The 25,925-nt window shown below is 62.9% G+C and carries 19 protein-coding genes and 1 pseudogene; 7 read left to right on the top strand and 13 right to left on the bottom strand.

Features of this window, described 5'->3' with window-relative positions:
• Nucleotides 1-41 precede the first annotated feature (41 nt).
• A complete protein-coding gene (locus tag GYM67_RS02415) occupies nucleotides 42-245 on the bottom strand; it encodes a hypothetical protein (RefSeq protein ID WP_220236964.1) in 204 nt (67 codons plus the stop codon).
• Between the two features lie 255 nt (nucleotides 246-500).
• Here GYM67_RS02415 and GYM67_RS02410 point away from each other — a divergent pair, with 255 nt between their 5' ends.
• Nucleotides 501-1,244, top strand: a complete 744-nt coding sequence (locus GYM67_RS02410; RefSeq protein WP_220236963.1) for a DUF4391 domain-containing protein — start codon at nucleotides 501-503, stop codon at nucleotides 1,242-1,244.
• Between the two features lie 6 nt (nucleotides 1,245-1,250).
• On the opposite strand, the gene GYM67_RS02405 is transcribed toward GYM67_RS02410, so the two are convergent.
• Nucleotides 1,251-2,423, bottom strand: coding sequence for a sugar diacid recognition domain-containing protein (locus GYM67_RS02405; RefSeq protein WP_220236962.1), 1,173 nt, complete (start codon nucleotides 2,421-2,423; stop codon nucleotides 1,251-1,253).
• A 199-nt stretch (nucleotides 2,424-2,622) separates the two neighbouring features.
• On the opposite strand from GYM67_RS02405, the gene GYM67_RS02400 reads away from it, so the two are divergent.
• Nucleotides 2,623-3,921 carry a GntP family permease gene (locus GYM67_RS02400; protein WP_220236961.1) on the top strand — a complete coding sequence of 433 codons (1,299 nt, stop codon included), beginning with the start codon at nucleotides 2,623-2,625 and terminating at the stop codon, nucleotides 3,919-3,921.
• Between the two features lie 27 nt (nucleotides 3,922-3,948).
• Nucleotides 3,949-5,079 (top strand): glycerate kinase, encoded by a 1,131-nt coding sequence (locus GYM67_RS02395; protein WP_220236960.1) that lies wholly within the window; start codon nucleotides 3,949-3,951, stop codon nucleotides 5,077-5,079.
• A 132-nt stretch (nucleotides 5,080-5,211) separates the two neighbouring features.
• Here GYM67_RS02395 and GYM67_RS09330 read toward each other — a convergent pair whose 3' ends face one another.
• Nucleotides 5,212-6,330, bottom strand: a complete 1,119-nt coding sequence (locus GYM67_RS09330; protein WP_220236959.1) for a zinc-binding dehydrogenase — start codon at nucleotides 6,328-6,330, stop codon at nucleotides 5,212-5,214.
• A gap of 227 nt (nucleotides 6,331-6,557) precedes the next feature.
• Between GYM67_RS09330 and GYM67_RS02385 the strand changes: the two genes are divergently transcribed.
• Complete coding sequence (locus tag GYM67_RS02385) at nucleotides 6,558-7,289, top strand: SOS response-associated peptidase (RefSeq protein WP_220236958.1); 732 nt, start codon at nucleotides 6,558-6,560, stop codon at nucleotides 7,287-7,289.
• Here the strand turns inward: GYM67_RS02385 and GYM67_RS02380 are convergent.
• From GYM67_RS02380 to pepN, 3 genes are all read right to left on the bottom strand, one after another.
• Nucleotides 7,238-7,891: a peptide deformylase gene (locus GYM67_RS02380; protein WP_220236957.1), complete on the bottom strand. Its 654-nt coding sequence runs from the start codon at nucleotides 7,889-7,891 to the stop codon at nucleotides 7,238-7,240. The genes GYM67_RS02385 and GYM67_RS02380 overlap by 52 nt on opposite strands.
• 30 nt (nucleotides 7,892-7,921) lie before the next feature.
• The gene (gene glmM / locus GYM67_RS02375; RefSeq protein WP_220236956.1) at nucleotides 7,922-9,298 is read right to left on the bottom strand and encodes a phosphoglucosamine mutase; all 1,377 of its coding nucleotides are present in this window, start codon (nucleotides 9,296-9,298) and stop codon (nucleotides 7,922-7,924) included.
• Between the two features lie 134 nt (nucleotides 9,299-9,432).
• The gene (pepN, locus tag GYM67_RS02370) at nucleotides 9,433-12,048 is read right to left on the bottom strand and encodes an aminopeptidase N (RefSeq protein ID WP_220236955.1); all 2,616 of its coding nucleotides are present in this window, start codon (nucleotides 12,046-12,048) and stop codon (nucleotides 9,433-9,435) included.
• A gap of 212 nt (nucleotides 12,049-12,260) precedes the next feature.
• Between pepN and GYM67_RS02365 the strand changes: the two genes are divergently transcribed.
• Both GYM67_RS02365 and GYM67_RS02360 read left to right on the top strand, forming a co-directional pair.
• Nucleotides 12,261-13,019, top strand: coding sequence for a Tle-like phospholipase domain-containing protein (locus GYM67_RS02365; protein WP_220236954.1), 759 nt, complete (start codon nucleotides 12,261-12,263; stop codon nucleotides 13,017-13,019).
• A 115-nt stretch (nucleotides 13,020-13,134) separates the two neighbouring features.
• Complete coding sequence (locus GYM67_RS02360) at nucleotides 13,135-14,199, top strand: 2,3-butanediol dehydrogenase (RefSeq protein ID WP_220236953.1); 1,065 nt, start codon at nucleotides 13,135-13,137, stop codon at nucleotides 14,197-14,199.
• A gap of 87 nt (nucleotides 14,200-14,286) precedes the next feature.
• Here the strand turns inward: GYM67_RS02360 and GYM67_RS02355 are convergent, their stop codons facing one another.
• Together GYM67_RS02355 and dapA are read right to left on the bottom strand one after the other, a co-directional pair.
• The gene (locus tag GYM67_RS02355) at nucleotides 14,287-16,161 is read right to left on the bottom strand and encodes a ribonuclease J (RefSeq protein WP_220237365.1); all 1,875 of its coding nucleotides are present in this window, start codon (nucleotides 16,159-16,161) and stop codon (nucleotides 14,287-14,289) included.
• Between the two features lie 69 nt (nucleotides 16,162-16,230).
• Nucleotides 16,231-17,136 (bottom strand): 4-hydroxy-tetrahydrodipicolinate synthase, encoded by a 906-nt coding sequence (dapA, locus tag GYM67_RS02350; RefSeq protein ID WP_220236952.1) that lies wholly within the window; start codon nucleotides 17,134-17,136, stop codon nucleotides 16,231-16,233.
• Between the two features lie 170 nt (nucleotides 17,137-17,306).
• Between dapA and GYM67_RS02345 the strand changes: the two genes are divergently transcribed.
• Nucleotides 17,307-19,799 carry a DUF4855 domain-containing protein gene (locus tag GYM67_RS02345; protein WP_220236951.1) on the top strand — a complete coding sequence of 831 codons (2,493 nt, stop codon included), beginning with the start codon at nucleotides 17,307-17,309 and terminating at the stop codon, nucleotides 19,797-19,799.
• 39 nt (nucleotides 19,800-19,838) lie between these two features.
• On the opposite strand, the gene dapB is transcribed toward GYM67_RS02345, so the two are convergent.
• From dapB to GYM67_RS09490, 5 genes and pseudogenes are all read right to left on the bottom strand, one after another.
• Nucleotides 19,839-20,591, bottom strand: a complete 753-nt coding sequence (dapB, locus tag GYM67_RS02340; RefSeq protein ID WP_220236950.1) for a 4-hydroxy-tetrahydrodipicolinate reductase — start codon at nucleotides 20,589-20,591, stop codon at nucleotides 19,839-19,841.
• 146 nt (nucleotides 20,592-20,737) lie between these two features.
• Nucleotides 20,738-22,039, bottom strand: a complete 1,302-nt coding sequence (locus GYM67_RS02335; protein WP_220236949.1) for an MFS transporter — start codon at nucleotides 22,037-22,039, stop codon at nucleotides 20,738-20,740.
• Entirely contained in the window at nucleotides 22,036-22,791 is a 756-nt protein-coding gene (locus tag GYM67_RS02330) for a GNAT family N-acetyltransferase (protein WP_220236948.1), read from the bottom strand. The genes GYM67_RS02335 and GYM67_RS02330 overlap by 4 nt, the downstream gene beginning before the upstream one ends.
• Nucleotides 22,792-22,992: 201 nt before the next feature.
• Complete coding sequence (locus tag GYM67_RS09495) at nucleotides 22,993-23,748, bottom strand: PD-(D/E)XK nuclease family protein (RefSeq protein WP_472841094.1); 756 nt, start codon at nucleotides 23,746-23,748, stop codon at nucleotides 22,993-22,995.
• Between the two features lie 963 nt (nucleotides 23,749-24,711).
• Nucleotides 24,712-25,854, bottom strand: a pseudogene (locus GYM67_RS09490) (3'-5' exonuclease); the annotation flags it as partial.
• Nucleotides 25,855-25,925: the final 71 nt, after the last annotated feature.

The raw sequence follows: 25,925 nt of genomic DNA, 5'->3' as shown, positions 1-25,925 counted from the left end.
GCGGACCGAATTCAGGCCCGCCCCCTATGGGCTCGGATGCCTCAGATGCCGAAGACCTGCTTGGCCAGCTTGGCGATGGTGTCGCCGTCCAGCTCCGCGACATCATTCTTGCACTGGTTGATTCTGCCGAAGAGCTGGTCCGCGTCGTTGTAGGTCAGGGGCTTGCCGATCTGCTTGGCCAGATCCACCAGCTGGTCGATGGTCTCCAGGTTGCTCAGCTTCTCTACCAGGGTCTTCTCGTCCATGAATCACTCCTCTGTAAATGGCGGTGCAGACACCGGGGGCCTTGCGCCATCGATGCCCACCTTTCTTCTCCAATAATAGCCAGCGATCGGATGGACCGGGCACGCGGCCGCGCTGGGCCGACAGGGTGCAAAAGCTCGGGTTGAGTTCCTAGCGTCCGGTTTCCCAAGTTTGCACATTGCCTTCAAGCGGACACTCACACCCCAGGACTCGCTTCTGCCGGTAGAATGACATAAACAGCGACAGAAAGGCCAAGGATGACAATCGCAATTTATGACGGCGTCTCCGCGCTCTCCCTGGGCCTGCCGCCCACCAGTGCCATTCCAGCAGCCAAGGGCGAACTCCCCCTGCGTGCTTTCACCACACGACCTCCTGTCTCCTCAAGGCTGCGCCAGCGCTTCTCCACCAGCGTCGACAGGATCGTCATGCTGGCCCTGCTGCGACCAGACTCCATTCCTGCAGCGGATGGCGCGCACTGCCATGAGGTGCTGGTCTTGGCCGTAGGTTTGAAGACACCAGGTGTGCCGGAGGATGTGCTGGAGCATATCGCCGCCATGCGCTCCTCGGGCATGGTCTTCATCGCCATCCACCATGATGAGCGGGGCCTCATCTGCACACCCGCCGTCCGCCGGGCCCTCCCTGCCCGAGCAGGTCATGAAACCAGGCATACGCTCTACCTGGGCAGCCCTCGCCCTGCTGATCAGACCACTCTTACCCTGGTCGGCAAGGATATGGACCAGGTCTGGGACAGCCTGTGCGCACAGGTTGCTCTGGATCAGACAGAGGGCATGGATCTGGATCGCCGACTCGCCGTCCGCGAGCGCATCAACCTGCTCAAGGCCCAGGAGGCAAAACTGGCCGGAGACCATGGACGGGCACGAAACACCCAGGACCGTAATGCGGCCTTCGCCAAGCTCCAGAAGGTCCGTGCCGAGCTGAAGCAGCTTTCCTCCGATGACAGGGCGGCAGAGGAGCAGTACGCTGAATCTGACCAGGCCTAGTTCGGTCTAGTCTGTCCCCTCAGGCTGTTGAACCGGTTCGGCGCTGTCGTTGGGGATATCCTGATAGGCCAGGTATTTTCGGAGCTCGAAGGCTGCAGCCAGGATGGGATAGTCACTCAGGCGGCGCGGGTTGTAGCCAGTCTCTCTCGCCAGGGCATCCAGCCGGTTCTGCATGGTGTTCTTATGGATGAAAAGCTCCTGGGCGGCATGAGTAATGCTGCCGTTGTGCCGGGCGTAGGCGCTAAAGACCTTGTCGAACCGGTCGAGGCGATCCGGCGCCAGGCCCGCAAAGACCTGATCCACAAAGGCCTGACACTGTTCAGCGGGCAGCGAGGTGATCAGCATCCCTGCATCCATCTGCTCGTAACGATATAGCTGGTCATCGCCGGTGAACCCGGCCCAGCGCGCGGCGATGCAGGCCTGCTGGTAGCTATGCCAGTATTGGTCAGGATCCGCTTGGACCGTCCCCGCGCCCAGCACCACCCTGGAGCCGACCGCCCGTCCAAGGGCCTGCCGCAGAGCAGCCACGAAATCATCAAGCTTGGCATCCTCCATCTGCGGAGCATAGATGCGAAAGTCCCTGGGGCCGACGGCAAAGAGGGGAACGTCAAAGGACAGGCATGTCTTGCAAAGCCTTTCGTAGAGCCGATCCTGGTTGAGCCTTTCCAGACGGATACCAGGTGCCCGGCCGATCAGAGCCCGCCGGGGGCCGGACAGGTCCAGGTCGAGAGTCAAGGCCAAAGCGTTCATTAATTCGTCATCCTTGTGTTCCATTGTGAGCAGGTTGACCAGGTTGCTGGTCATGATCCGCCGGTTGAATCGCGCGATCTGCTCCATGTTGACGCAAAGCATGAGCTCGGTCATGCGCTCGATGATCCCGCCCAGGGCACCCACCCTGTCCACAGGGCCGGTAATGCCGATGACCGCCACCACCACGTCGTTGAGCACTACCGGAACATTGACCCCGTCACGAGCTCCCCGATAAGGATGCCTGCGATCCACAGCGACGGTTTGACGGTCCACGACCGCCTGACGGGCCGCGCCATGGAAGCTGCCGATGCGCGAGGCATCAGTGCTGGCGACCATGGTACCTCCAGTGTCGAAGAAATTGATGTTGTACTCGATTACATCCTTGAGTTTGTCGACGATCTGCTGCGCCGTCGCAGGGTCTATAGTCATTGTTCTCCTCCCGGCAACATGGTACATGAACCATTTTTGCCAGGGCCATCCATCGCTTTTCGAGTATGGGTGCCATGGCAAAAGGAGCATGACAGAGCCACACTGATAATGAGTAAAACCATGAGATCGTTGCATGTCCGGCATCTACGATGATGCAGGACATGGTCCCTGGCACAAGACGCGGAACAAAGGAGCTGATATGGACATTACCCTGTCATGGTGGGCCGCTCTGGCGGGCCTGGCCCTGGCCATCATCCTCATTCTCAAAAAGCTCAATACCACATATGCACTCATGCTTGGGGCCATCATAGGCTGCCTGATCGGGGGCGCCTCCCTGGGACAGACCGTCCACATCGTCGTGTCCGGCTCCCAGAGCGTCATGGGCACGATTATCCGGGTCCTGGCAGCCGGAGTGCTGGCAGGGGTCATGATGGAGTCCGGCGCTGCCGACCGGATAGCGCGAGCCATCGTGAATGGCCTGGGCGAGCGCATGGCCATCCTCTCACTGGCACTGGCCACCATGATCATCTGCGCCGTAGGAGTCTTCATCCCCGTGGCCGTCCTGATCGTGGCGCCCATCGCCATCGAAGTGGGCAGCCGGCTCAGGATATCCAAGTTGGCTCTGTTGATCGCCCTTTCCGGCGGCGGCAAGGCCGGCAACATCATCTCTCCCAATCCCAACACCATCGCAGTGGCCTCGGGATTCCACGTGCAGCCCTCGGCAGTCATGATCGGCAGCTTCGTGCCGGCGTTATGCGGACTGGCCATGGCCGTCCTGCTGGCCACCATGATGCAGCATCGTGGACGGATCGTCACCATGGACGACCTTGGCGAGGACACGGCTGCAGCCAACAAGGACAAGGATCTGCCCTCTCTGGGATGCTCCCTGGTGGCTCCGATCACCGCAGTGATCCTGCTCCTGCTCAACCCCGTGGGCTCTATCCTGCATATCGGTCTGCTGGAGCGGTTCCAAGTGGATGCCATGTACATCCTCCCCCTGGCATCCATTCTGGGGCTGCTGGCCATGGGGCAGGGCGGCCAAATCCTCAAATACACCAGCGCTGGCCTGCAGCGCATGGTGGATGTGGTCCTCATCCTGATCGGAGCCGGAGCCTTGGGCGGGCTGATCACCAGCTCCGACCTGCCCAAGCAGATCGTCAACCTCATCCACGCCATGGGCGTGCCCGGATCCATGCTGGCCCCCATCGCCGGCATCCTTATGGCAGCCGCCACCGCATCCACCTCGACGGGCGTCATCCTGGGCAGCAGCTCCTTCGGCAAGTCCATCCTGGCCTTCGGCACCTCGGGGGTTGCCGCTGCCGTCACCATGCAGGCAGGCGCCACCGTCATCGACCAGCTGCCTCATGGAAACTACTTCCACGTCACCGCCAAGTCCATCAACATGACCCTGGGCGAGCGGATGAAGGTGGTCCCTTTTGAGCTCCTGGTCGGCCTGGCCATGACCCTGGTGGCCATGCTGGTCTATCTGGTCTTCTGAATCCGCGAGTCAGGAAAGGTCACAACCATGAAAATCATCATTGCACCCGACTCCTTCAAGGGCAGCCTGACCGCCAAGGAGGCCGCAGACGCTATAGAACGCGGATTGCGAAAGAGCCCCCTGAAGGCCGAAATGGTCCTTGTGCCCATGGCCGATGGCGGCGAGGGCACGGTCCAGTCCCTGGTCGATGCCACCGGAGGCCGCATGATCCAGACCCGGGCCACCGGGCCTCTGGGCCTGCCCGTCACCGCTAGCTACGGCATTTTGGGCGATGGCCGTACAGCGGCCATCGAGATGGCTGCAGCCAGCGGCATCCAGTTCGTCAATCAACAGACCTGCAACCCATTGGTGACCACCACCTATGGCACGGGCGAGCTGATCGGCAAGGCCCTGGACCAGGGCGCACAGGAGATCATCGTCGGCCTTGGCGGCTCGGCCACCAACGACGGCGGCGCCGGCATGGCCCAGGCCCTGGGCGCCAGGCTGCTGGATGCTGAAGGAGATGAATTGCCCCAAGGAGGAGCAGCACTGGCCCGGCTGGACCGGATTGACATCTCCGGACTGGATCCCCGTCTGACCCGCACCCGCATTCGTCTGGCCTCGGATGTGACCAACCCCCTGACCGGCCCCGAAGGAGCCTCGGCCGTCTTCGGACCGCAAAAGGGCGCAGACCCGACCATGGTGGCCGTCTTGGATGCGGCCCTGGCCCACTATGCAGCCGTCATTCGCAAAGACCTGCATCGGGAGGTGGAGGCCAAGCCGGGCGCGGGCGCCGCCGGAGGCCTGGGCGCAGGCTTTTTGGCCTTCACTCCGGCCGTCATGGGCTCAGGTGTCAATATCGTTGTAGAGACTACGCACCTTAAGGAGCTGGCCCGAGGCGCCGACCTCTGCTTCACCGGCGAGGGCGGCATTGACTTTCAGACTGGGTTCGGCAAGACTCCCATGGGCACAGCCCAGGCCGTCAAGGAGTCCTCCCCCGGCTGCAAGGTCATCGCCCTGGCGGGGAATGTGGGCGCAGGAACCGAAGAACTGTACAAGGTGGGCATCGACGCCATCTTCAGCATCAGCCCCGGGGCGGTCAGCCTTGAGGAGGCCATAGGCAAGGCCGCCGACAACCTTGCCGCTGTGGCCGAGAACATCGGCAGGCTCCTGTCCTGAGCCGGTTCTCGGATAGTCAAGAACTACAGGGGGGGGGGCTCCGGATGCCTTGCGCATCTGGAGCCCCCCCCCCTGTAGTTAGAATCCCCATCCGGCACAACCTCAGCCGTCATGCCGTTCATTTCAAGGGGATCAGTCGAATTCGGTGATGACCGAACGGATGACTTCGCCGTTGACCAGCTGCTTGTAGGCCTCATTGATCTGGCTCAGCTTGATGTCCTGGCTGACGATGTCATGCATGTTCAGCCGTCCATCCACAGCAAAGTCCGCATACATGGGGATGTCATGCTTGATGTTGGTGGAGCCCATCCACACGCCCTTGAAACCGCGCTGGTGGACCAGCAGGTCGGCCGGGTTGATCTCCAGGGAGACCGTGGCATCCGGCTTGGTCAGGCCGATCGGATAAGCGGTGCCGCCCACGCCCAGCATGTCCCAAGCCTGCTTCATGGTGACGGGCAGGCCGATGGCCTCAAAGGCCTGATCCACGCCGCCGTCAGTCAGCTCGCGCACCTTGGCCACAGGATCCTCGTTCTTGGAGTTGATGACATCGGTCGCGCCGAACTTGCGGGCGAATTCCAGCTTGTTGTCCAGCAGGTCGATGGCGATGATCCGCTTGGCCCCGCAGATTCGGGCTCCTGAGATGATGTTCAGGCCGATGCCGCCGGTGCCGATGACGGCCACGGTGTCGCCGGGACGCACATGGGCGGTGTTGATGGCCGCGCCGGCTCCGGTGATGGTGGCGCAGCCGATGCAGGCGGCCTCATCCCACTTGACCTGGTTGTTGACCACAGCCAGCTGGTTCTCGTGAATCAGGGCCTTCTCGGCGAAACCGCCGGTGCCGAAGGCCTGGGTGATGGGCCGGCCGTCAGGGAAGGACAGACGGGGCTTCTCGCCTTCGCCGCGCACGCACTCCTGCTGCTGAGTGCAGGACTGGGGCTGACCCTTGAGGCAGTTGGCGCAATGGCCGCAGACCTGCTCCAGGGAGGCCACCACATGATCACCCACCTTGATGCCGGACACTTCGGGGCCCACGGCCTCGACGATGCCGGCGATCTCGTGGCCGATCACAGCCGGGAAGGGGAAGAACTTGTCATCATCCTCTACCAGATGCAGATCCGAATGGCATAGGCCGGAGGCCTGCACATCCACCAGGACCTCCGCGCCGATGGGATCGTCAATGATGATCTCTTCGGGCTGGGCAAACCCCTTGCCGATTCCATAGGCAATCGACGCTTTGATCTTCTGAGGCATAAACCATCTCCTAATCACAATGCCGCCGCCGGTTTCATGCCAGGCAGGGCAAAAATACATCGTTGGATACTCTGCTGCGGCCACGGCGGTCCTCAATGCATGCACCGCTGCCACAGACCATTCTCATAATAGCAGGGAGGAGACGGCAATGGCCATTCAAGCCAGTCCGGGGAAAGGCCAGCGGCGTTTCCTCGACTGGGGCTCAGAACATCCATAGAATGGGGTCCATGTGCGGACGATTCGCAGCTGACCTGGACTACTCCAAACTGGCCGAAATCTATGGTGCCCGGCAGGCTCCGGGGCTGCCCAGGCCCTCCTGGAACATCAGCCCCGGGTCGGTCATCGCCCTGGTGGCCCAGGACCGGCGTGGACAGCGGCACCTGCATCCGGCCCGCTGGAATCTAGTCCCCTCCTGGTCGGACAGCAGCCAAATGGCCTACCCTACCCACAATGCCCGGGTGGAGAGCGCCCTGACCAAACGGACCTACTCGGACTCTGCCAGGAGCCACAGGGCCATCATTCCGGCCAGCGGCTACTACGAGTGGACATCCGACCACCGACCCTACTACTTTCAGGCTCCCGACGGCCATACCCTGAGCATCGCCGGCCTTTACTCCTGGTGGAGGGCTCAGCCAGGCCAACCCTGGCTGCTGACGGCCACCATCCTGACGACACAAGCCACGCCAGAGGCATCCCGGGTGCACGATCGGATGCCCCTGCTGATCACTGATGCGACTCTGGACTCCTGGCTGGACCCAAACGTAGATGGCAGAGCGATCCTGCCCCTGGCTGCAGAGTCTGGCCGCCATGCCTCCGAGGCGCTGATCATGCACCCAGTGGCGCCCCTGAAAGGGGACGGGCCGGAGCTGACTGAGGGCATGGCCCTGGATCAGAGAGTCAAAACGGCTCAGAGGGTGAATCCCAACTCCCGTGCCGCATCGGTGGGAACCGGGTCGTAGGCCCAGTACTCGCTCAGGTTCTCATCGGAAGACAGGCTGCGAATCTCAGCCTTGTCGATATAGACTTCGCCGGACAGATGGTCGGTCTCGTGCTGGAAGATGCGGGCCGGCCAGCCGTGCATGCGCTGGCGGTGCTTACGCCCTGAACGGTCCTCCCAGCTGGCCGTGATGTCCAGCCAGCGCCGCCGAACCGCCTGGAATCCTTCCAGGGACAGGCATCCCTCGTAGAAGGCGGCCGTCTCCTGCCCGATAGGCTCATAGGAAGGGTTGACAATGACCCTGAAGGGCAGTTCGTCAATCTGGCGGGGGTCGTCCTCATCGTCATGGACATGATCTTCGATGACTGCGATGGCCAGGCCCAAGCCCACCTGGGGTGCTGCCAGACCCACGCCCGGAGCCTCAAGCATGGTGGCACGCATGGCCTTGAGCAGCCTGTTCAGCGTCTTGGCTGCCAGCTGACCCTTGTAGGGCCGGGCCTGCTGACGCAGGACTGGCTCGCCCATCTGCACGATGGGCAGGAGCTCTTCCCTGCCAGCCTCGCCCAGCATGGACTCCACCCGGTGATTGAGATCGGCATCGAAGGCCGTTTTCCTGCCGAACATGAACGATTCCGCCTTTCCTGGGTCGTCGAATCAGATGGCCAGCTCGTCGGCCACGACTCCCGCCAGCCGCTGGCAGACCTGGTCGGCCTGCTCCTGGGTGGCCGCCTCTACCATGACCCTGACCAGGGGCTCGGTTCCCGAAGGCCGCAGCAGGACCCGGCCAGCGCTCCCCAGCATCCGCTCCTCCGCCTCGACCGCGTCCTGGACCTTGGCATTGGTGCGGGCTGCGTTCTTGTCCACCCCGGACACGTTGATCAGCCGCTGGGGCAGCTGTGGGAAGTCGGCGGCCAGCTCCTTGAGACTCTTGCCCGAACGCACAACCTCCTTGGCCAAGGTCAGGGCTGTCAGGGTCCCGTCGCCTGTGGTAGCAAACTCCCTGTTGATGACATGCCCGGACTGCTCGCCGCCCAGGGTGTAGCCGCCGCGCAGCATCTCTTCAAGAACGTAACGGTCGCCCACGGCCGTCTGAACGGTGACGATGCCCATCTGCTTCAGTGCCAGCTTGAGTCCCAGGTTGCTCATGACGGTGACCACCAGGGTGTCGTTGGCCAGCTTGCCCTCACGCTGCTTAGCGCGGGCCAGAATGCCCATGATCTGGTCACCGTTGACCATGTGTCCCTCTTCGTCCACGGCCAGGCAACGGTCGGCATCCCCGTCAAAAGCCACGCCCATGACCGCGTCCGAGGCCTTGACCATGGCCCGCAGCTGCTCGGGATGGGTGGACCCGGCATGCTTGTTGATGTTGTAGCCATCGGGAGAGGCGTTGATGACCACCACATCCGCCCCAGCCCGGCGCAGAGCCTCGGGAGCTACCACCGAAGTCGCCCCGTTGGCGCAGTCGGCCACGATCCGCAGACCGTCCAAAGGCTTGGGCTGGGTCTTGTCGGGGGCGACAGGGGCCACAGCCTCCACCAGGTGGTCGATGTACATGTTGGTGGCGGTGACCGTGTCATGGGAGACGCGGCCCACGCCCTCGCCCACTGGACGCTCCCAGTCCTGGCCCAGGACCGATTCAATGTCGTCCTCCTTGGAATCCTGGAGCTTGAACCCGCCCCGGGCGAAGAACTTGATACCGTTGTCGGGCATGGGGTTGTGGGAGGCGGAGATGACCGCCCCCATCTCTACGTTGAGCACGCTGGTCAGGTAGGCGATGCCTGGAGTGGGAATGATGCCCACGTCGATCACGTCGAAGCCGCCCGATGACATGCCGGCGGCCAGGGCCGAGGCCAGAAAATCGCCGGAGACCCGTGTGTCGCGGCCGATCAGCGCACGTCGACGGCCAGCGGACCGATCCGCGCCACGACCCAGGACCCGGACCGCGGCATCGCCTAGATCCAGGGCCAGCTGTGCAGTTAGGTCTTTATTGGCCAAACCACGTACACCATCGGTACCGAATAATCTGGGCATTGCTCTCCTCCGAACCCGGCTGCCAGGCCGCTGAAGGCCCCGCCGATCCTCACGTACCATCCTGCATGCAGGCGACAGGTTCATTATGGACCCGCCCCTGACCCGTCGCCACTCGGGGCGGGGCGGGCAGGGTGCTAGCGCAGCCGCTCGTTGTATTCGCGAACCTTGAGGATGCGCCTGGATGACTCCGTATTCTGGATGATCATTCCCCGCAGGGCCTTGGGAGCCTCGGCATGGTCGGCCAGCCAGGCATCGCCCGCCTTGACCAGGGCGGCCGGGTCGGCCTTGGACGGGTAGAGCCCGCCTGCCGACAGCGGGTTGAGCAGGGTCTCCGCGATATGGAAGGTTTTCTGGGCCCAGACCTGGTCCACGGCAGCGAAGAAGCGGTCCACGTAAGGCGCAAAGAGCTCCTGATCCCCCGAGCCGGAGAAGCCGTCTGCCAGGGCCTCGATCTGTGAGTTGGTCAGATCCTCGTTATGCAGGGCCTGATCCCAGGCCCAGGCCTTGGCCTCGACCGTCGGACGGGCAGCCCGGGAGCCCATGGCGAACTCACGATTTTCAGTAGTGTCTCGCGCGGCCAGCTCCCGGTCGATCTCCCCGTCAGCCAGCAGATCGTGGGCGGACAGGGCGTGGATGATCAGCCAACGGGTGTTGTTGTCGACGGTCAGCCCCTCCAGCTTCAGGTCACCGCTCAGCAGCCCACGGGCGTGTTCCTCGAAGTCAGTATCGTCCCCGTAGCCCAGGTAAGCGCGGACCAATTGGAACTGCTCGTCCGAGCCGGGCTGGGCCTTCACGGCAAGGTCCCAGAGCGTTCCTGCCACCAGCTGCAGCATGGGTTGGCGACGACGGGATGCGGTGAAATGGTGGGCGGCCGTGGAAATCTGGGACAGCGCGTAGCGGAAGGTGGTGGATTGGTGCTCAGTGGCCAAGGCCTTCAGGCTCAGGCTGATGAAGCGTTCGGCAGGGAATTGCGCGTCCCGGGTCATGTCCCATAGGCTGAGCCAGACCACGGCCCGGGCCAGACGGTCCTCGATCCGGTACAGGTTCTGCGCAGCATACTCCAGGGAGTCCCGGTCCAGACGCAGCTTGGCGTAGGTAAGATCGTCGTCGTTGATCATGACCAATGCCGGACGCTTCCTGCCGACGACCTGGGGCACCTCAGCTCCTTGGCCGTCCAGGTCCAGCTCGAACTGGTCCGTGCGCACCACCTTGCCGGACTTGTCTTCGTCGTAGAAGCCCACGGCCAGTCGGTGCGGACGCAGGACCGGATGCTCCTCGGGAGCAGTCTGATCAATCCTCATGGCGGTGATGGCCCCCTGCTCGTCGGTCTGCACCTGGCTGGTCAGGGTGGTGATGCCGGCCTCTTCGAGCCAGAGCCGAGACCAGCTACCCAGGTCGCGGCCGCTGGTCTTCTCCAGCTCGGTCAGCAGATCCTTCAGTGTGGCGTTGCCATGGGCATGAGCCGTCAGATAGTTGTGAATGCCCTGGAAGAAGCGCTCACGGCCCACATAGGCGACCAGCTGCTTCAACACGGAACCGCCCTTGGCGTAGGTGATGCCGTCGAAATTGACCTCGGTGTCGTGCAGGTCGCGGATGGGGGCCACCACCGGATGGGTGGTGGGCAGCTGATCCTCGGTCAGAGCCCAACTCTTTTCGCCGGAGCAGAAGGTAGCCCAGTCGTCGGTCCACTCGGTGGCCTCGGCAGTGGCCAGGGTCGACATGAACTCCGCGAAGGATTCATTCAGCCACAGATCATTCCACCACTTCATGGTCACCAGGTCGCCGAACCACATGTGGGCCAGTTCGTGCAGGACAGTCTCCACGCGGCGGTTGATCTGCGCCCCAGTGGCCTTGGACTCGAAGACGTAGGAGTCGCGGAAAGTGACCAGGCCGATGTTCTCCATGGCGCCTGCATTGTATTCGGGCACGAAGATCTGGTCGTACTTGGCCCAGGGGAAGGGCAGGTCCCAGGTCTTGGCATAGAAGGCGAAGCCTTTCTTGGTGATGTCGAAGAGGTATTCGGCATCACCGGCCAGGGAGTCCTTCAGCGCCTGCCGGCAGTACAGGCCCATGGGGATGGTCCGTCCGTCCTCGTTCCGATACTCGCTGGTCCATCGTGCGTAGGGCCCGGCGGCGAAGGCGGTCAGATAGGAACTCATGACCGGGGTCGTCTGGAAGGTCCAGCGGGTCACGTCCTCGGCGCGGCCGCCCTCCAAGGTCCCTTCGGCGGTTCGGCTGTCCAGGTCCTGGTGGGAGGCGGGAGGCATATTGGAAAGAACCGTCCAGGATGCCGGAGCATCCACAGTGAAGTCGAAGACGGCTTTGATGTCCGGCTGGTCGAAGACGGCATAGACTCTGCGCGCGTCGGGCACCTCAAACTGGGAGTAGAGGTAGACGTTGCCATCCGAAGGGTCCACACTGCGGTGCAGCCCCTCTCCAGTGCGCGAATAACGGCATAGGGCCTCCACCCGAAGCTGGTTATGCCCCAGCAGGTCGTCGAGCTCTATCCGGTCGTCCCGGAAGGCCAGGGCCGGATCCAGACGCCGGCCGTTCAGCTCGATCAGGCTGACCTGGTCGGCTATCAGATCAACAAAGGTGGACTCCCCAGGCCGGGCATCAAAATCGATCAAGGCCGTGGAGGGGAAAGTGGCAGGCCCCTTGGTCAGGTCCAGATTGACCTTATAGCTGACATTGGATACGACGAGGGCTCGTTCTTCGGCTTCCACACGAGTCAGATTGGCTCCGGGCATAATTTCCTTTCACGCATGGATGCCGGTGCCCCCACCGGCATCAGCATAGGTCCTGTACGGATATGGCATTCCAAGTCTAATGCGGACACCCGCCGACGGGCCAGAAGGACAATTCACCTCTTTCCTTACGGCGCAGTCCGGACGGGAATAACCGCGCATCCAGGCGGTTGATCAAGGCCGATGGCTTACCAGCCGGGCAGAGAGGGGGCGCCATGCAGGTCCGGACCGGATTCACCACGCAGCAGCTCAACATGCTCTGCCAATACTCTTATGGGATCGGCAGAGGGGACATCAAGACCCGGCCGGGCCTGCACTGGTTCGAGGATCCAGCTCTGGGCATCTACTGGGTGCTGCGCTCCCGCTACTGCCCCGAGAACGGCTTCGAGGGCATGATCGCCGCCCAGGACCTGGATGGCGGTCCGGACTATGCCCATATGGCCGTGGTCTATGCAGGCACCAATCTGCGCGACGACCCCCGGCACGACATCCATGCCGCGCTGACCTGCTTCCTGCCGCCGCTGAACGGGGAGCCAGGACAGACGCAGCAGGCAGGCATCCTGGCTCAGCAGGCACTTGACCTGGCCCGACGCAAGGCGGGAGCCGTGCGCGGGGTCCTCTTTACCGGACATAGCTTGGGCGGAGGTCTGGCACTGATCCAGGCGGCGGAGCAGGACCTGCCCGCCAGGGTCTTCTGCGCCGCCGACCCCTGGCGGGTGCTTGACCAGGAGCAGCGTCAGCGGGTGACCAGCCACTACGGGGACGGCAAGTTCCTGGATTACCGCCTGGGCAACGACAGGGTGACCGGAACCGCCAACCGCCTGCTGAGCGGACAGGCTGACCGCAGCGCCTGTGTGGTCTGGTGCGGCAAGGGGCCCAGCAGGTTCGGACACTGGCTGGGCGACTTCGACTTCGGCCAGGACGGTGAGGTCCTGGCCGAAAGCCCTCTTATGCCAGCTGCATGTACGCGTTAGTATATAGATGGGATGGTCCCCAAAGAAGGGGCGCCACCCATTCGCGAGGACGGGAAGCTGGGTTGTCAACTCCGTCCATACCGTACCGGCATGCATGTCAGAAAGGGTTTACGCCATGAAAGCACTTATGTACTACGGCAAGGAAGATGTACGTCTGGAGGACGTGCCCGAGCCTGAGCTCAAACCGGGAACCATCAAGATCCATCCCGCCTTCACCGGCATCTGCGGTTCCGACCTTCACCTCTACTACGACGGCGAACAAAACGGCGGCAACTCCAAAAACACCCCGCACCCTCTTTCCGGGGAGACCCTGCCGGTGGTCTTTGGCCATGAAATCTCGGGCACAATCGAGGCAATCGCCGATGACGTGCACACCGACATGAAGGTGGGCGACTCCGTGGTAGTCGAGGCCGAAATGGCCTGCGGAGAATGCCCGGCCTGCAAGGCCGGCAACTACAACGACTGCTCCAAGCTGGGCTTCATCGGCATCAACGGCTGGGGCGGCGGCATGAGCGAACACATGGTGGTGGCCGCCGAGCGTGTCTTCCCTGTGGGCGATCTGCCCCTGGATCAGGCAGCCCTGATCGAACCCTTCTCAGTGGCCTACCACGCCGTGCGTCTGATCCACACCGAGCCCGGGCAGACCGCCCTGGTCGGCGGGGCGGGGCCAGTCGGCCTGCTGCTTGGAACCGTGCTCAAGGCCAAGGGACTCAAGGTCATCATGTCCGAGCTCTCCCAGGCCCGCAAGGACAAGGCCCTGCAGTCCGGTGCCGCTGACCTGGTCATCGACCCCAGCAAGGAGGATCTGCTGGAGCGGGTCAATGCCGAGACTGACGGCCGTGGCGCCGATGTGGCCTTCGACGCAGCCGGCGCGGAACCGGTGGTCCACCAGCTTCTGTCGGCGCTCAAGGCCCAAGGCAGCCTGGTCGTCGTGGCCATCCACGTCAAGCCCATCAACTTGAACGTGACCATGGAGATGGGCTTCGGCGAGAAGCTGATGTCGGGGTCCATGGGATACGCCAACGATCATGCCGACGCCATCAAGCTGATCCATGACCGGAACATCGACCTGTCCACCTTCATCACCGACCGGATCAGAGTCGAAGACATCGTGGACAAGGGCTTCCGTCCGCTGCGTGAGGACGCGGAAAACCACGTCAAGATCATCGTGAGCATGTAAGCACTGCTGCCTACTGATAACGCCAAAGGCTCCGGCCGTCCATCTGGGCGGCCGGAGCCTTTGGAATCAGCATACAGGCAGTGGCGATCAATCCTGCGGTTGCACGTCGGTGGCGATGTCTGCCACTACGGGCACGATCATGGGCCTGCGGTGCAGCTTGCGGGAGATCCATCCGCCCAGAGTGCGGCGCATCATCTGCTGCAGCTGGTAGGTGCCTATGGTCCCCTTGGCCATAGCATCCTCAAGCTGATCGACTATCTGGGCGTTGATGGACTTGAATTCGCTCTCGTCCTCGGCCACAGCGTTCAGGTAGAGCTTGGGGCCGGAGACGACCTTGCTGGTCTCGGTGTCGACCACGGCAAAGGCGGAGACGAAGCCCTCGGTGCCCAGAATCCGGCGTTGCTCCAGCTCGTCGTCGGTCAGCTGGCCCACCGAATCGCCGTCCACATAGACGTATCCGCAGGGCACGGATCCAACCACGGCGGCCTGTCCATGGTAGAGGTCCACCACGTCGCCGTCCTCGGCCAGGACCACGTTCTGCGGATCCACGCCGGTCTTTACGGCAATCAGGCCATTGGCCACCAAATGCCGGTTCTCGCCGTGGATGGGCATGGCGCACTTGGGCTGCACGATGTTGTAGAAGTGCAAGAGCTCGCCCTCGTCGGAGTGGCCGGAAACGTGGATGGCTGCGTTGTCGCGGTTGACCACCTTGGCCCCCAGGCGCACCAGTTTGTTGATGACCTTGTAGACCTCGTGCTCATTGCCGGGGATCAGCGAGCTGGCCAGGATGACCGTGTCGAACTCGTTGATGGTGATATCGCGGTGGGTCCCGTCGGCGATGCGGCCCAGAGCCGCCATGGGCTCGCCCTGGGATCCGGTGCACATGTAGACGATCTTCTCGTCGGGGATGCTGTGGGCATCCTTGAGATCGACCACGGTATCCTCAGGCAGGTGCAGGTAGCCCAGGTCGGAGGCAATGGACATGTTGCGGACCATGGACCGGCCGGCGAAGACCACCTTGCGGCCGAACTTGTGGGCGGCATCGACCACCTGCTGCACCCGGTGGACATGGCTAGAGAAAGAGGCCACGATGATCTTGCGCTGGGCCTCGGCGAAGGCCTTGTCCAGGGCGGGGGCGATGGAGATTTCGGGCTTGACGAAGCCGGGGACTTCGGCATTGGTGGAGTCCACCATGAGCAGGTCCACGCCGGACTCGCCAAGCTTGGCGAACTCGCGCAGGTCGGTCAGGCGATGGTCCAGTGGCAGCGGGTCGATCTTCATGTCGCCGGTGTCGATGATATGGCCTGCCGGAGTGCGCACGGAGACGGCCAGGGCATCGGGGATGGAGTGGGTGACCGCCACAAACTCCAGGTTGAAGGGGCCTACCTTGAGCTTGTCGCGGCCCTTGACCTCAACCTCGGTGGGCTTGAGATGGTGCTCCTCGCACTTGGCGTCGACGAATCCCAGGGTCAGTTTGGAACCAATCAGGGGGATGTCCGGACGCAACTTGAGTAGGTAGGGCACACCACCGATATGGTCCTCATGCCCATGGGTCAGCACCAGGGCATCCACCTGGTCCAGCTTGTCCTTGATGTAGCTGAAGTCAGGCAGAATCAAATCCACGCCCGGCTGCTCCTCCTCGGGGAAGAGCACACCGCAGTCGATCAGCAGGATGTGGCCGTTGTACTCGATCACATTCATGTTGCGGCCGATCTCGCCCAGGCCACCCAGAGGGACGATGCGCATAGAGCCCTTGCGGTATTTAGGAGGCGCAACCAGATGCTGTTCGGTCTGGGTGCCTTTTCCACGTGCGATGGAGCCGTTGCGGCGTCCGCGTGATTCACCACGCGCCTTTCCGGTCCCTTTCTTGCCGGAACCGGATGCACGATTGCGGCCCCTGACGGCGGATTGCCTCTTCCCGCCCTTACTCGTCGACTTCTCTTCTTGTGTTTTTCTTGCCATTTTCACTTGTGTTTCCATTATCTGTACCCCTGCTCAGTGCAGGGGCGACGCTTTGGTTTTCGCTTCCGTTCAGATCAACCCCGCAGCCTTCATGCCCTTCCTGGCCTTGGCCAGTTGGGCATTGCCGGGCCCCAGGTTGGGCAGCCTCATCGTAGTCTCGTCAATGACACCGGCGACCTTCAGCGCAGCCTTGGCCATGACCGCCTGCTGGCCGTCGCCGTTCAGGGCCTGAACCAGCGGTGCCAAAGCGGTGGCCAGATGCTGGGCGCCTTCCAGATCGCCCGAGTCGAACCTGGTTGCCAGCGCCTGCATCGGGGCGCTGGCAACGTGGGCCATGACCGATATGATTCCTGCTGCCCCCAGAGCCAGGAACGGAAGGTAAAGCCCATCATCGCCCGAATACCAGGTCAGCCCCGTCTCCTGCCGCTTCCGTGGCACCGCGGCCAGATCACCCGTGGCATCCTTGACGGCCGCCACATGTTTGAGCTCGCTCAGACGACGGTAGGTTTCCAACTCCACATGCAGACCGGTACGGCCGGGCACATCGTACAGGATGAGCGGGCGCTCGGCGGATTGGCTGACCGACCTGAAGTGGGCCACCACACCATCCTGAGAGGGCCTGGAATAGTAGGGCATCACCACCAGCAGGGCATCCGCCCCGGCCTCTTGGATTTTCTCGACCATACGCACCGTATGGGCCGTATCATTGGAACCGGCACCCGAGATGACCGGGACATCCACCGACTCCTTGATCTCTTTTACCAGATCGACTTTTTCCTGCATGTGAGTCACAGGGGACTCGCCGGTGGTGCCGTTCACCAGAATCCCATCCGCCCCATCGGCGACCAGCCTGCGCGCCAGATTGCCGGCAGTCTCGAAATCCACGGACCCCTCCTGGGTCATAGGCGTGACCATGGCCGGAACAACCCGTCCGAAAGGGGCATCAGGCAACAGATGGGTGTGAAGCTCAGACATACTTCAACGCTACTTGCAGATAGGGACGCATTGCCTTCACGACACCCTCCTCCATCCCGTCAGGGCAGCCCCGATGCCAGACCAAGCGTAACCCTAGCAATGCCGTAAACGCCACTACCATGAATGCCCAGATGATCGACCGACTTCTATCAGCCAAAACCGGAGGAAAGATGGAACAGACGGAGCATCACATCATCAGAGTGGTTCTGGCATGGATGACCATCCTGGCTGCCCTCGCCGTATTGGGGCTCACCCCTGCCAGGGGGCAGGCTCAGACATTTCCCGGGTATCCCGATCCCGCCCAGGTCGGGTTCCACCATGCAGCCCTGGTATATGCGGAGTCCAGCTTGAATCCCGACTCTGTCCAGCCGCTCTTCAACCGCCAGGACACCATGAGCAGGGCGGTGTCGGGCGATTCCCTCTTCGACGCAGTGGTCCTTCTTCGATTTTCCATCAACGGCATACAGACGGACTATGGAGGCACCAAGCTGGACGACTGGGTGAACATATTGGATCAGTGGTTCATGGACGGCGGTCCGATCGACGCGCTGGAGAATGCCTCGGCCGCGGCCCAGGAACCGGGAAGCCCCGTTCGGCAACGTTCGGTCATCATCATGATGCCTTGGATGAACCCTGCAATCACATCGTTCGGCATGGTTGCAGGCCAAGACCGAAACCTCTCAAATGGCGATGACCGCCGTGCCGTGACCCGCTGGTTCGCCACGGAGGTCAGCAATCGATTCAGACGCAAGCAGGCCGACCATCTGAAGCTCTGGGGACTATACAGAATGAGGGAGGACATAACCCCCTTCGAAAACCATCTGATCACCAGCGACACCGACGGGATCCACGATGCAGGTCTGCGATGCCTGTTCATTCCGTATTTTAAAGCGGCGGGATGGAATCATTGGAAGGAGGATGGTTTCGATCTGGCCATCATGCAACCCTCCTACGCCTTTCGCTCATCGCTTGACGGTGGCGACGTCAACGCATCCCGACTCGAAGCCGCAGCCTTGGCGGCACGAACGCACGGACTCGGCATCGAGCTGGAATTCAGGGGGTGTGCTCGTCTGAGGAGCGAGCAGGCAATGGCTGATCAGTACCTGGCCTACGGCATCTCTACAGGATACCGGGAAGGGGCCTCAGCCGCCTTCCTAGGGGAAGGATTCGGCTCCTGCGGAATAGTCACCAGCCGAAACCCGCTCCAGCGCGCAGTGTATGACCATCTTGCCGACTACCTCGCTGGACGTGATGTCCCCTCACCTGACCGGAACCTGCATATGCAGGCCGAGCCCGGCAAGGTCGGGGAGACAGCTCAAGGGCTTGTTCTGCAAACTTCGCAAATCATTCCAAGCACTCTGGGCGCGATTCGCATCGAGATGCTGGAGGGGGAACGCCACTGGACAGGCAAGGCCACCCTGGAGACCAGGACCACAGGCGGACCATGGAATCAACTCGGGTGGGCCTATCGGACGGCGCCCGATGCTCTGGCCGACGGATACCAGGGGTTCATAATGCGGCTAGACCAATCGAAGGCGCCAACTGCTCCTGCACAGATGCGCCTGGTGCTGCAATCCAGCCCCGATTCCGCCGTATCAAAGCCCAGGGTCCAGGCCGTCCTGGCGGACGCCTCCCAAGAAGCCACTACAGTCAACGGTTTGGCCAACGCCTTCACGACCGTCGAGTCGCCTGCCCCGCAGACCGGCCCATACCCCGACAAGAATGCACAGGAACTCCATGACGGCCGCATCTCCCGTGGAGGATGGAGTTCAGGATTGAACGTGGGGTGGAACTCGGACCCGGGTACGGTGGGCATCATACTGGACCTGGGCGCACCCAGGGAAGTCGCCAAGGTCCGCGTGCACACGCAGGGCGGATCGGATGCCGCCGTCAACTGGCCGTTGAATGGTCACGTCGGGTTCTCCGACAGTCCGGTGCTGGTGGATCAGGCCGCTGGAGATGCGGCTTCGATCAGCCGCGGCTGGGCTTTTTCCCCGCCCGTGGTCACGGGACGGCATGCGCCCGCCTATGACGATGGCCTGCCCATCCAGGCCGGCGCCACCTGTCAGTCAGAACTTGAAGTCATGCACACCAATCAGGATGGATATTTGGATGCTGCGGGCCTCCCTGCCACGGCAAGGTACCTGGATATACGCCTTGGCACGAATGCCTGGACCATGATATCGGAGATAGAGGTTTTCAATCGGCAGGGCGGCCAGCTGGGCTTTGCATACCGGTCGGTCAGGAATCCCGGACCGGAGGATGGGTATTCCGATGACGGTCTGAAGCTGACCGATGGCATCCATACCGGATCCTTCGTGCCGAAGCTGCTGACCGGCTGGCCGTCGGACACACCGGTCAGCCTTCGTTTCGACACGCCAAGGTCTATTGATGTCTCCAGGGTTTCATTGTGGACCCTTGACGATGCCTCAACAGGAATACGGAGCCCGGCCGGCTTCGCCGCCGAAGCGCGGATAGGCGGGTCATGGCTGCCGCTTACCGGTCATATGTCCAGGACGGAATTGGGCGACGACGGGATACGGCTGAGCCTCGAGTGCGGCCCCCACAAGGGCATCGATGCGGTGAGAATCAGGCTCCCGGGGCTGGGATCAGCCCAGACGTGGACCATGCTTTCCGAAGTATCCACGGAATGGGACGGCTGAGAACCCAGCCGCACGGCTTGAGACTGGTCATGGAGGTCATCAGAGGTCGAGAAAATGGTCCAGCCCGACGATAAGACCTCGCTGGCCGCCGGCAGCGATGGCCCGGACGGCCAGAAGCACGCCAGGCATGAAGGAGGAACGGTCGAAACTGTCTGCGCGGATGGTCAGCTGCTCACCGGTGTTGCCGAGGAGGACCTCTTCATGGGCGTTCAACCCCTGGAGACGGACCGCATGGACGTGCACCCCGTCGATGACCTGGCCTCGGGAATCGGACACGCCCTTGGTGCCGTCCGGCATAGGTTCCATTCCCGCCTGTCGTCTGGCCTGGCCGATGGCTTGGGCGGTATGGATGGCGGTCCCGGATGGGGCATCCACCTTGTCAGGATGGTGAAGTTCGACCACTTCTGCCGAGGTGAAATATTTTGCAGCCTTGGCTGCGAAATAATCGGCCAGAACCGCAGAGATGGCAAAGTTGGGTGCGATAAGGACCGCCTGGTCCTTCCGAGGGGCTTCTCTGAGAGACTGTCGAACAAGCTCCAGCCGGTCATCGGTCCAGCCGGTCGTACCTACCACCAGATCAATCCCACGCCCGATCAAGGCCACGACGTTGCCGACAGAAGCCTGGGGCACAGTGAATTCAACGGCCACATCGGTGTTGTCAGGGGTGATCCCCTCCAGACCATCATGATTATCGACAGCAACCGAGAGGGTCATGTCGTCCGCCTCGCTCAGGGCCCGGACAACGCTGGACCCCATGCGACCCGCGGCCCCTATGACTGCAACCCTGATCATACCCACCTCCGTGATTCATCCTGACTTGTGTCTTCATCTTCATTCTAGGGTGACAGACACATCCCCTTCCACCCGCCGGAAAGGGGAGCTTCGCGAAAGGCATCCATGTTCGAGTCAGGGACGGGGCTGGAACCAGCTGGCCTAATTCATCTACGCCCGTTCGCCGGATCCACGGACCCCCAGCTCTTGGCCCATCCCAGAAGCGCCAAGGGTATGGCGCAACAGGTAACGATGGCCGGGATGGTCATGCCGCCATGGGGGCCGAACCTGTCCAGGGCAATGCCAGCCAGGGTCGAGCCCAGAGAGGTTCCGACGGATCCGCCAGTGGAGAGCCAGGAAAGGCCTTCGGTCAGAGCATGGGGGTCTACGCTCTCCCGGACGATCAGATTGCCTGTGGCGAAGATGGGAGAGACGCACAGGCCCGAGAAGACCTCGGCCACACCCAGAAGGACCAGGTTGTCCATGACCAGCCTGAAGACCACATAGCCGACGGTCAGAAGAGCCAGGAAAAACGCCAGATACCGCCACCGGGACCCTTTGAGCTTGACCGATCCGAAGATCATAGCGCCACAGAGGGATCCCAAGGCGAAGAGGGCCAGCTGGATGCCGACAGCTCCTTCCCTGCCCATGGCCTTGGTCAGGGCAGTCACCGACACGTCCACGGCTGAGAAGCTCATGTTGAAGACGATGAAAATCACGAAAAGCAGGAGGATGCCGGGGTATGCCAGGGCCGACAGGGACCCTCGCCTTCCGTTCGAATCCTCGGGGCGGACGCTGCCGCCATCATCGACCGGTGAGTGGTCGGCGGCCCTGGTGGTGGCGGATACCGCTTTGACGATGGCGGGAGGCTCGGTGGATCGCATGGAGAAGAAGGCCAATCCGCCGACGAGCAGGGCTGCAGCAGGCAGAAAGAGCTGGGATACAGGGCTGACCGAGGTGGCCAGATAGGCGGAGAGGATGGGCCCCAGAATGAAGACGCATTCATCCAGGCCTGACTCCAAGGCATAGGCCGTGTTGAGCAGATTGGTCCTGTCGTCGCGCAGAACCCAGGCCCAGCGTGTGCGGACCAGGGCCCCGAAGGCGAACTGGGTCAGCCCCATCAGGGCCGCAAGAACGAAGAGGACGCCCAGAGGGACCTTCCACATGGCCGCGAAGGCGAATCCCAGGATGGCCAGAGTCTGGACCAGGAGGGCGACCAGACCGACCCGGCGCTGGCCGAACCGGTCGAAGAGTCGGGCATAGACCGGAGTGACCAGGGCGGCGCTGAGGGTGTAGACCGCGCTCATCAGGCCGGCAGAGGTCCAGTTGTCATAGATGTTGTTCAGAGCCAGTACGATACCCAGACCCATCATCCCCAGGGGGAGGCGGGCCAGGACCGCCGCCAGGCAGAAGCCCGCCGCATCAGGGTAGGCGAAGAGCCGGAGGAAGGGCGAACGGGATTCCTTCATGACCGCCTGCTCCTCTCCAGCTGTTCACGAACCCTGCCGCCGTAGACGAAAATGTCGTCGATCCCTTCGAAGAAAGTCGCATCGCCCCCCTGGCAACCAATCCGCGAATCGACACCGGCCTGCTGGGAAAAGGCCGCATAGTCCTCGCCCCTGAGCTCGGCCAGGCGGGTCATGCCCTGATGGTCGTAGTAGCCCACATCGCAGGAGGAGTCGGTATGGAGGTAGAAATCAGCGATCCCTTCCCGGTCGAGATGGTTCAGGGTGTCCTGCCAGAGCAACCGCCCGATGCCATGACCACGTGCCTTGTCGCTGACCAGGAAGAGCTTCAGCTCGGCCTGGGGCGGAGTGGCCAGTCCGGTCTCCTCTTCCAGGCACACCTCGGTGGCCTGCCAGTGCCGCGCACTGGCCAAGGTCTTCCTGCCCAGAGGAGTCGAATGCAGGGTGGCATCAACGGAATCCAGGCAGGCCTGGGCCTTGGGAAAGCTGAGCGGCCCACGTCCCTCCCGGAGCAGGGTGACTCCCATGAACCGCCCGCCCACGCAGGCGATGCGGGCCCGCGTGGTCTGGGTCAGATAGTCCAGGACGAAGTGCTCGGCACTCAGTTGTGAGATCCTGCCCTCCTTGTCCTCCTTCACTTTCCATGTCCTGTCGAACTCCTTGACCAGATCGGGCATATCGCCCCAGATCATGGGTCGTATCGAGGGAATCTGCCGGTTGGACTGGCCTCTGTCGACCAGGTCGAACTGTGTCATCTCGTGTTGCTCCGTCTAACGATGACTCGAGGCAGGGGCGAACCAGACCGCCCCGGCTTCTCCGGTCACCGTATACCTGTTCAAGGGCGCCCATCGCCACCTAAGGGAGCGGGGTCTGCCAGGGACCATACCGACCCATGCATGGCATGTCGGTCTGTGTCCCGTTCCTGTCATTCCGTCTGCTGGGCCCGCTCTGCCGGTTCAGTCGTCATCCGACTCCTGCGGAGCACCCCGACGCAGCCCCTGGAGGATCTCCTCCTGGGTCCTGGGCCTCGCCCTGATGAGCCGCCGGGATGGCTGGGCCTCACTTACATAGTAAAGGCAGGCGTCGATGGTCGACAGGCCGATTCCCTCCAAGCGCGACAGGAGAACCCGATAGAGGTCGAGCTGGGCCAGTTTCTCTCCGGTCTCCTCTGCGGTCCTGGGCCTGGCGCCGGTCTTCCAGTCCACGATGGTGTAGAGCTTGGAACCGTCATTCTGGTCCAATCCCCCGCGGAAGACGGCATCAAGCTTGCCTTTGATGATGGTGCCGCCCAGGACGGCCACAATGGGACGCTCCACCCAGGCCGGGATCCGCTGGGCCCAATCGGATTCGGCCAGACGGCGCTCCCAGGTCCTGAGGCGATGGGCCGTCTTTTCATCCTGGTCCATCCCGTTCCCTTCCGACTCCAGGGCCGCTATCATCCGGCGACGTTCAGCCAGGGCCTCCGGGCCCAAGGGGCCGACCGACCCTACAAGGCAGCCGTCCGGACTGGATGGGACCGACGATTCATCGGGAGATCCTCCCCCGGCCTGGTCCGCCACATCAAGAAGACCCGAGGAGTCCCGGAGGTCCGGCAGAATGAACCGCTGCGCCCAGTCATGGAAGAGGGTGCCGGCCTGAGCCAAGGGCGAGGCCACACGAGGAACGGGCCTGACCAGCCCCTCCCAATAGTCCCGCTCCCTGGCGGCATCCATCACTCCGGACCTCGCCTGGATGGATGTGACGCTTTGGGCGCCATGGCTGATGATTCCCCGGCCCGCCCGGCGCAGGACATCCAGGTCTGTAACCAGACGGTCCCCGGCGACCCCCAGGCGGCCGGTGCCCACCTGCAGCACCCGGACCGCAGCGGAGTAAAGACTGTCCTCTCCATGTCTGGTCCCGGTTGGATCGGCGTCGGGGCCAACCCAATCGGCGCTGCGGCGAAGGGCCCTGCCGACCCGGGATCCCAGGCCGGTCGGCCAGAAGGACCGGTCGGATTGCTCCTGTCTGCCTGCCAGTTGGTCCACTTGATCCAGGGGCGCCTGAACCAGGACATCCCGGTAGGCACCGGCATCGCGGCCGAGCAGAAGGCCCACGGGAGGGGTCGGCGGGCAGACAGCCCCCTCGTCGGACTCCTGGTCCCTGGCGATGGGCTCCAGCCTGATGGCTTCCGGATCGCCGCGCAGACCATCGACCAGTTCCAGCCAGAAGTTCGAGGCTTTGGCATCGGCATCGACCTGGGGGGTGTTGAGGGCGGGATTGGTGTCGTTGGCCTTCTCGCTGAAGGTCATGAGAAGGTCGTGCCGGGCCCTGGTCACGGCCACATAGGCCAGCCTTCGCTCGTCGTTGTGGTAGCGGTTTCCGTATTCCTCTTTCTGAGGCAAGTATCCCCTGCTTCCCATGAAGTCGCAGGGCTCCCCATCCTCGTCCACGCCGGTGGCCCTTATCCCGCCTATCGCCTCGTCCTCCAAGGCGGGCAGATCCAGACCGCCAAGGTCGTCCCCAGGATCGGACCCGAGCCGGGCGTCATGGGGGAACCTGGGCAGAATCATGGCATCCGCCCTGACCGGAACGGGTACTGCCTGGGGATTCTCCAGCCAGGTGCGAGCCGTGTTCAGGTAATTGGACGGCACACCGTCCCGCCCCACATCCGATGTCCCGCCCTTGCGCTTCTCGATCTTCAGGTTGTCTCCCTGATTGCTGGGGAAGGCCCTCTGGGCCAGCCCCACTACGGCCACGGCATCCCACTCCAGGCCTTTGGCCTGGTGGATGGTCATCAGGGCCACATCGGCATGGTTGTCGATCCCGGTATCAGGCAGGTCGGGGCTCTGGACCATGGCATCCACCCAGGCCACGAACCCGGGCAGGCTGGGCCCCAGACCGGCAGGAAGCTCGGAGACATAGGTGTCCACCTGGTCCAGGAGGGACTCGATGCCGGTCTTGGCCTGGCTGGGTTGCAGGGGCTGGTCAGGCTGGTCCATGGCCCTGGAAAGGACCAGGTCGATGTCCAGGTCCAGGGCATGGATGGCGGCGATGACGACCTGCCTGAGCGGGGCGGATGACTGGGACTGTACCTCCTGTATGACCTCGGCGGCATGGGTTGCCAGATTGCGGCCACGGGGACTGAGCCTGGAGGTCCGCAGCAGGTCTGCCAGGTCGTCGCGCAGGAGGAGGTCGATCAGGAAGAGTGAGTTGGGCACCTGGTCCCGGTGCTCACGGACCAGATCGCTTCTGGCCTCCCCCTCTTCGGTCTCGGGGACCAACCCTGCCTGGAGGAGGGCCCGGTACTGACTGTCCGCATTGATGGCCTCAGCCAAGGAGGCCAGGGCGCTCAGATCCGCCGGATTCATGCCGAACCGAGCGGAAGCCAGGAGACGCATCAGGGATCTGCTGTCGGTATGGTCGCAGATCACCCTCAGGAGGGCCAGGAGGTCCATGATCTCGGGAAGATCGAAGAGGGCCGAATATCCCACCACCTGACAGGTCAGCCCAGCCGCTTCCAAGGCCTGGCGGTACTGGGGCATTCTGGACTTGGAACGAAAGAGGACGGCCACGTGGGGGGCATCAGGGTCTTCGCCCCGGCCATCGGCGCCCGGCTTGCCGTATCGGGAACGGGCATGGAGGGCGAACCTGACCACCGCATCGATCTCCTGGCCGATGGTGCTGTACCCGAGCAGGCCGATGGTCCCCTGGTCGGCATCTTCCCTGGCCTTCAGGCGGGCCACATCGACCTCGGCCATCCGGGCACTGGAGAACCGATTCGTCTCCTGCCTGAGCGGGGCCGTCAGAAGGTTGGCCGCCCGCAGGACCACCTTGGAATTCCTGAAGGTGCGGGAGAGAGTCAGAGGCTCCTGGTCCTCGGGTCTGCCGAAGGTGGCCAGCCCGCCCATCC

Source organism: Bifidobacterium asteroides (assembly GCF_019469425.1).
GTDB classification, from domain to species: Bacteria; Actinomycetota; Actinomycetes; order Actinomycetales; family Bifidobacteriaceae; genus Bombiscardovia; species Bombiscardovia asteroides_I.
This window is presented reverse-complemented; position numbering and strand designations above follow the sequence as displayed.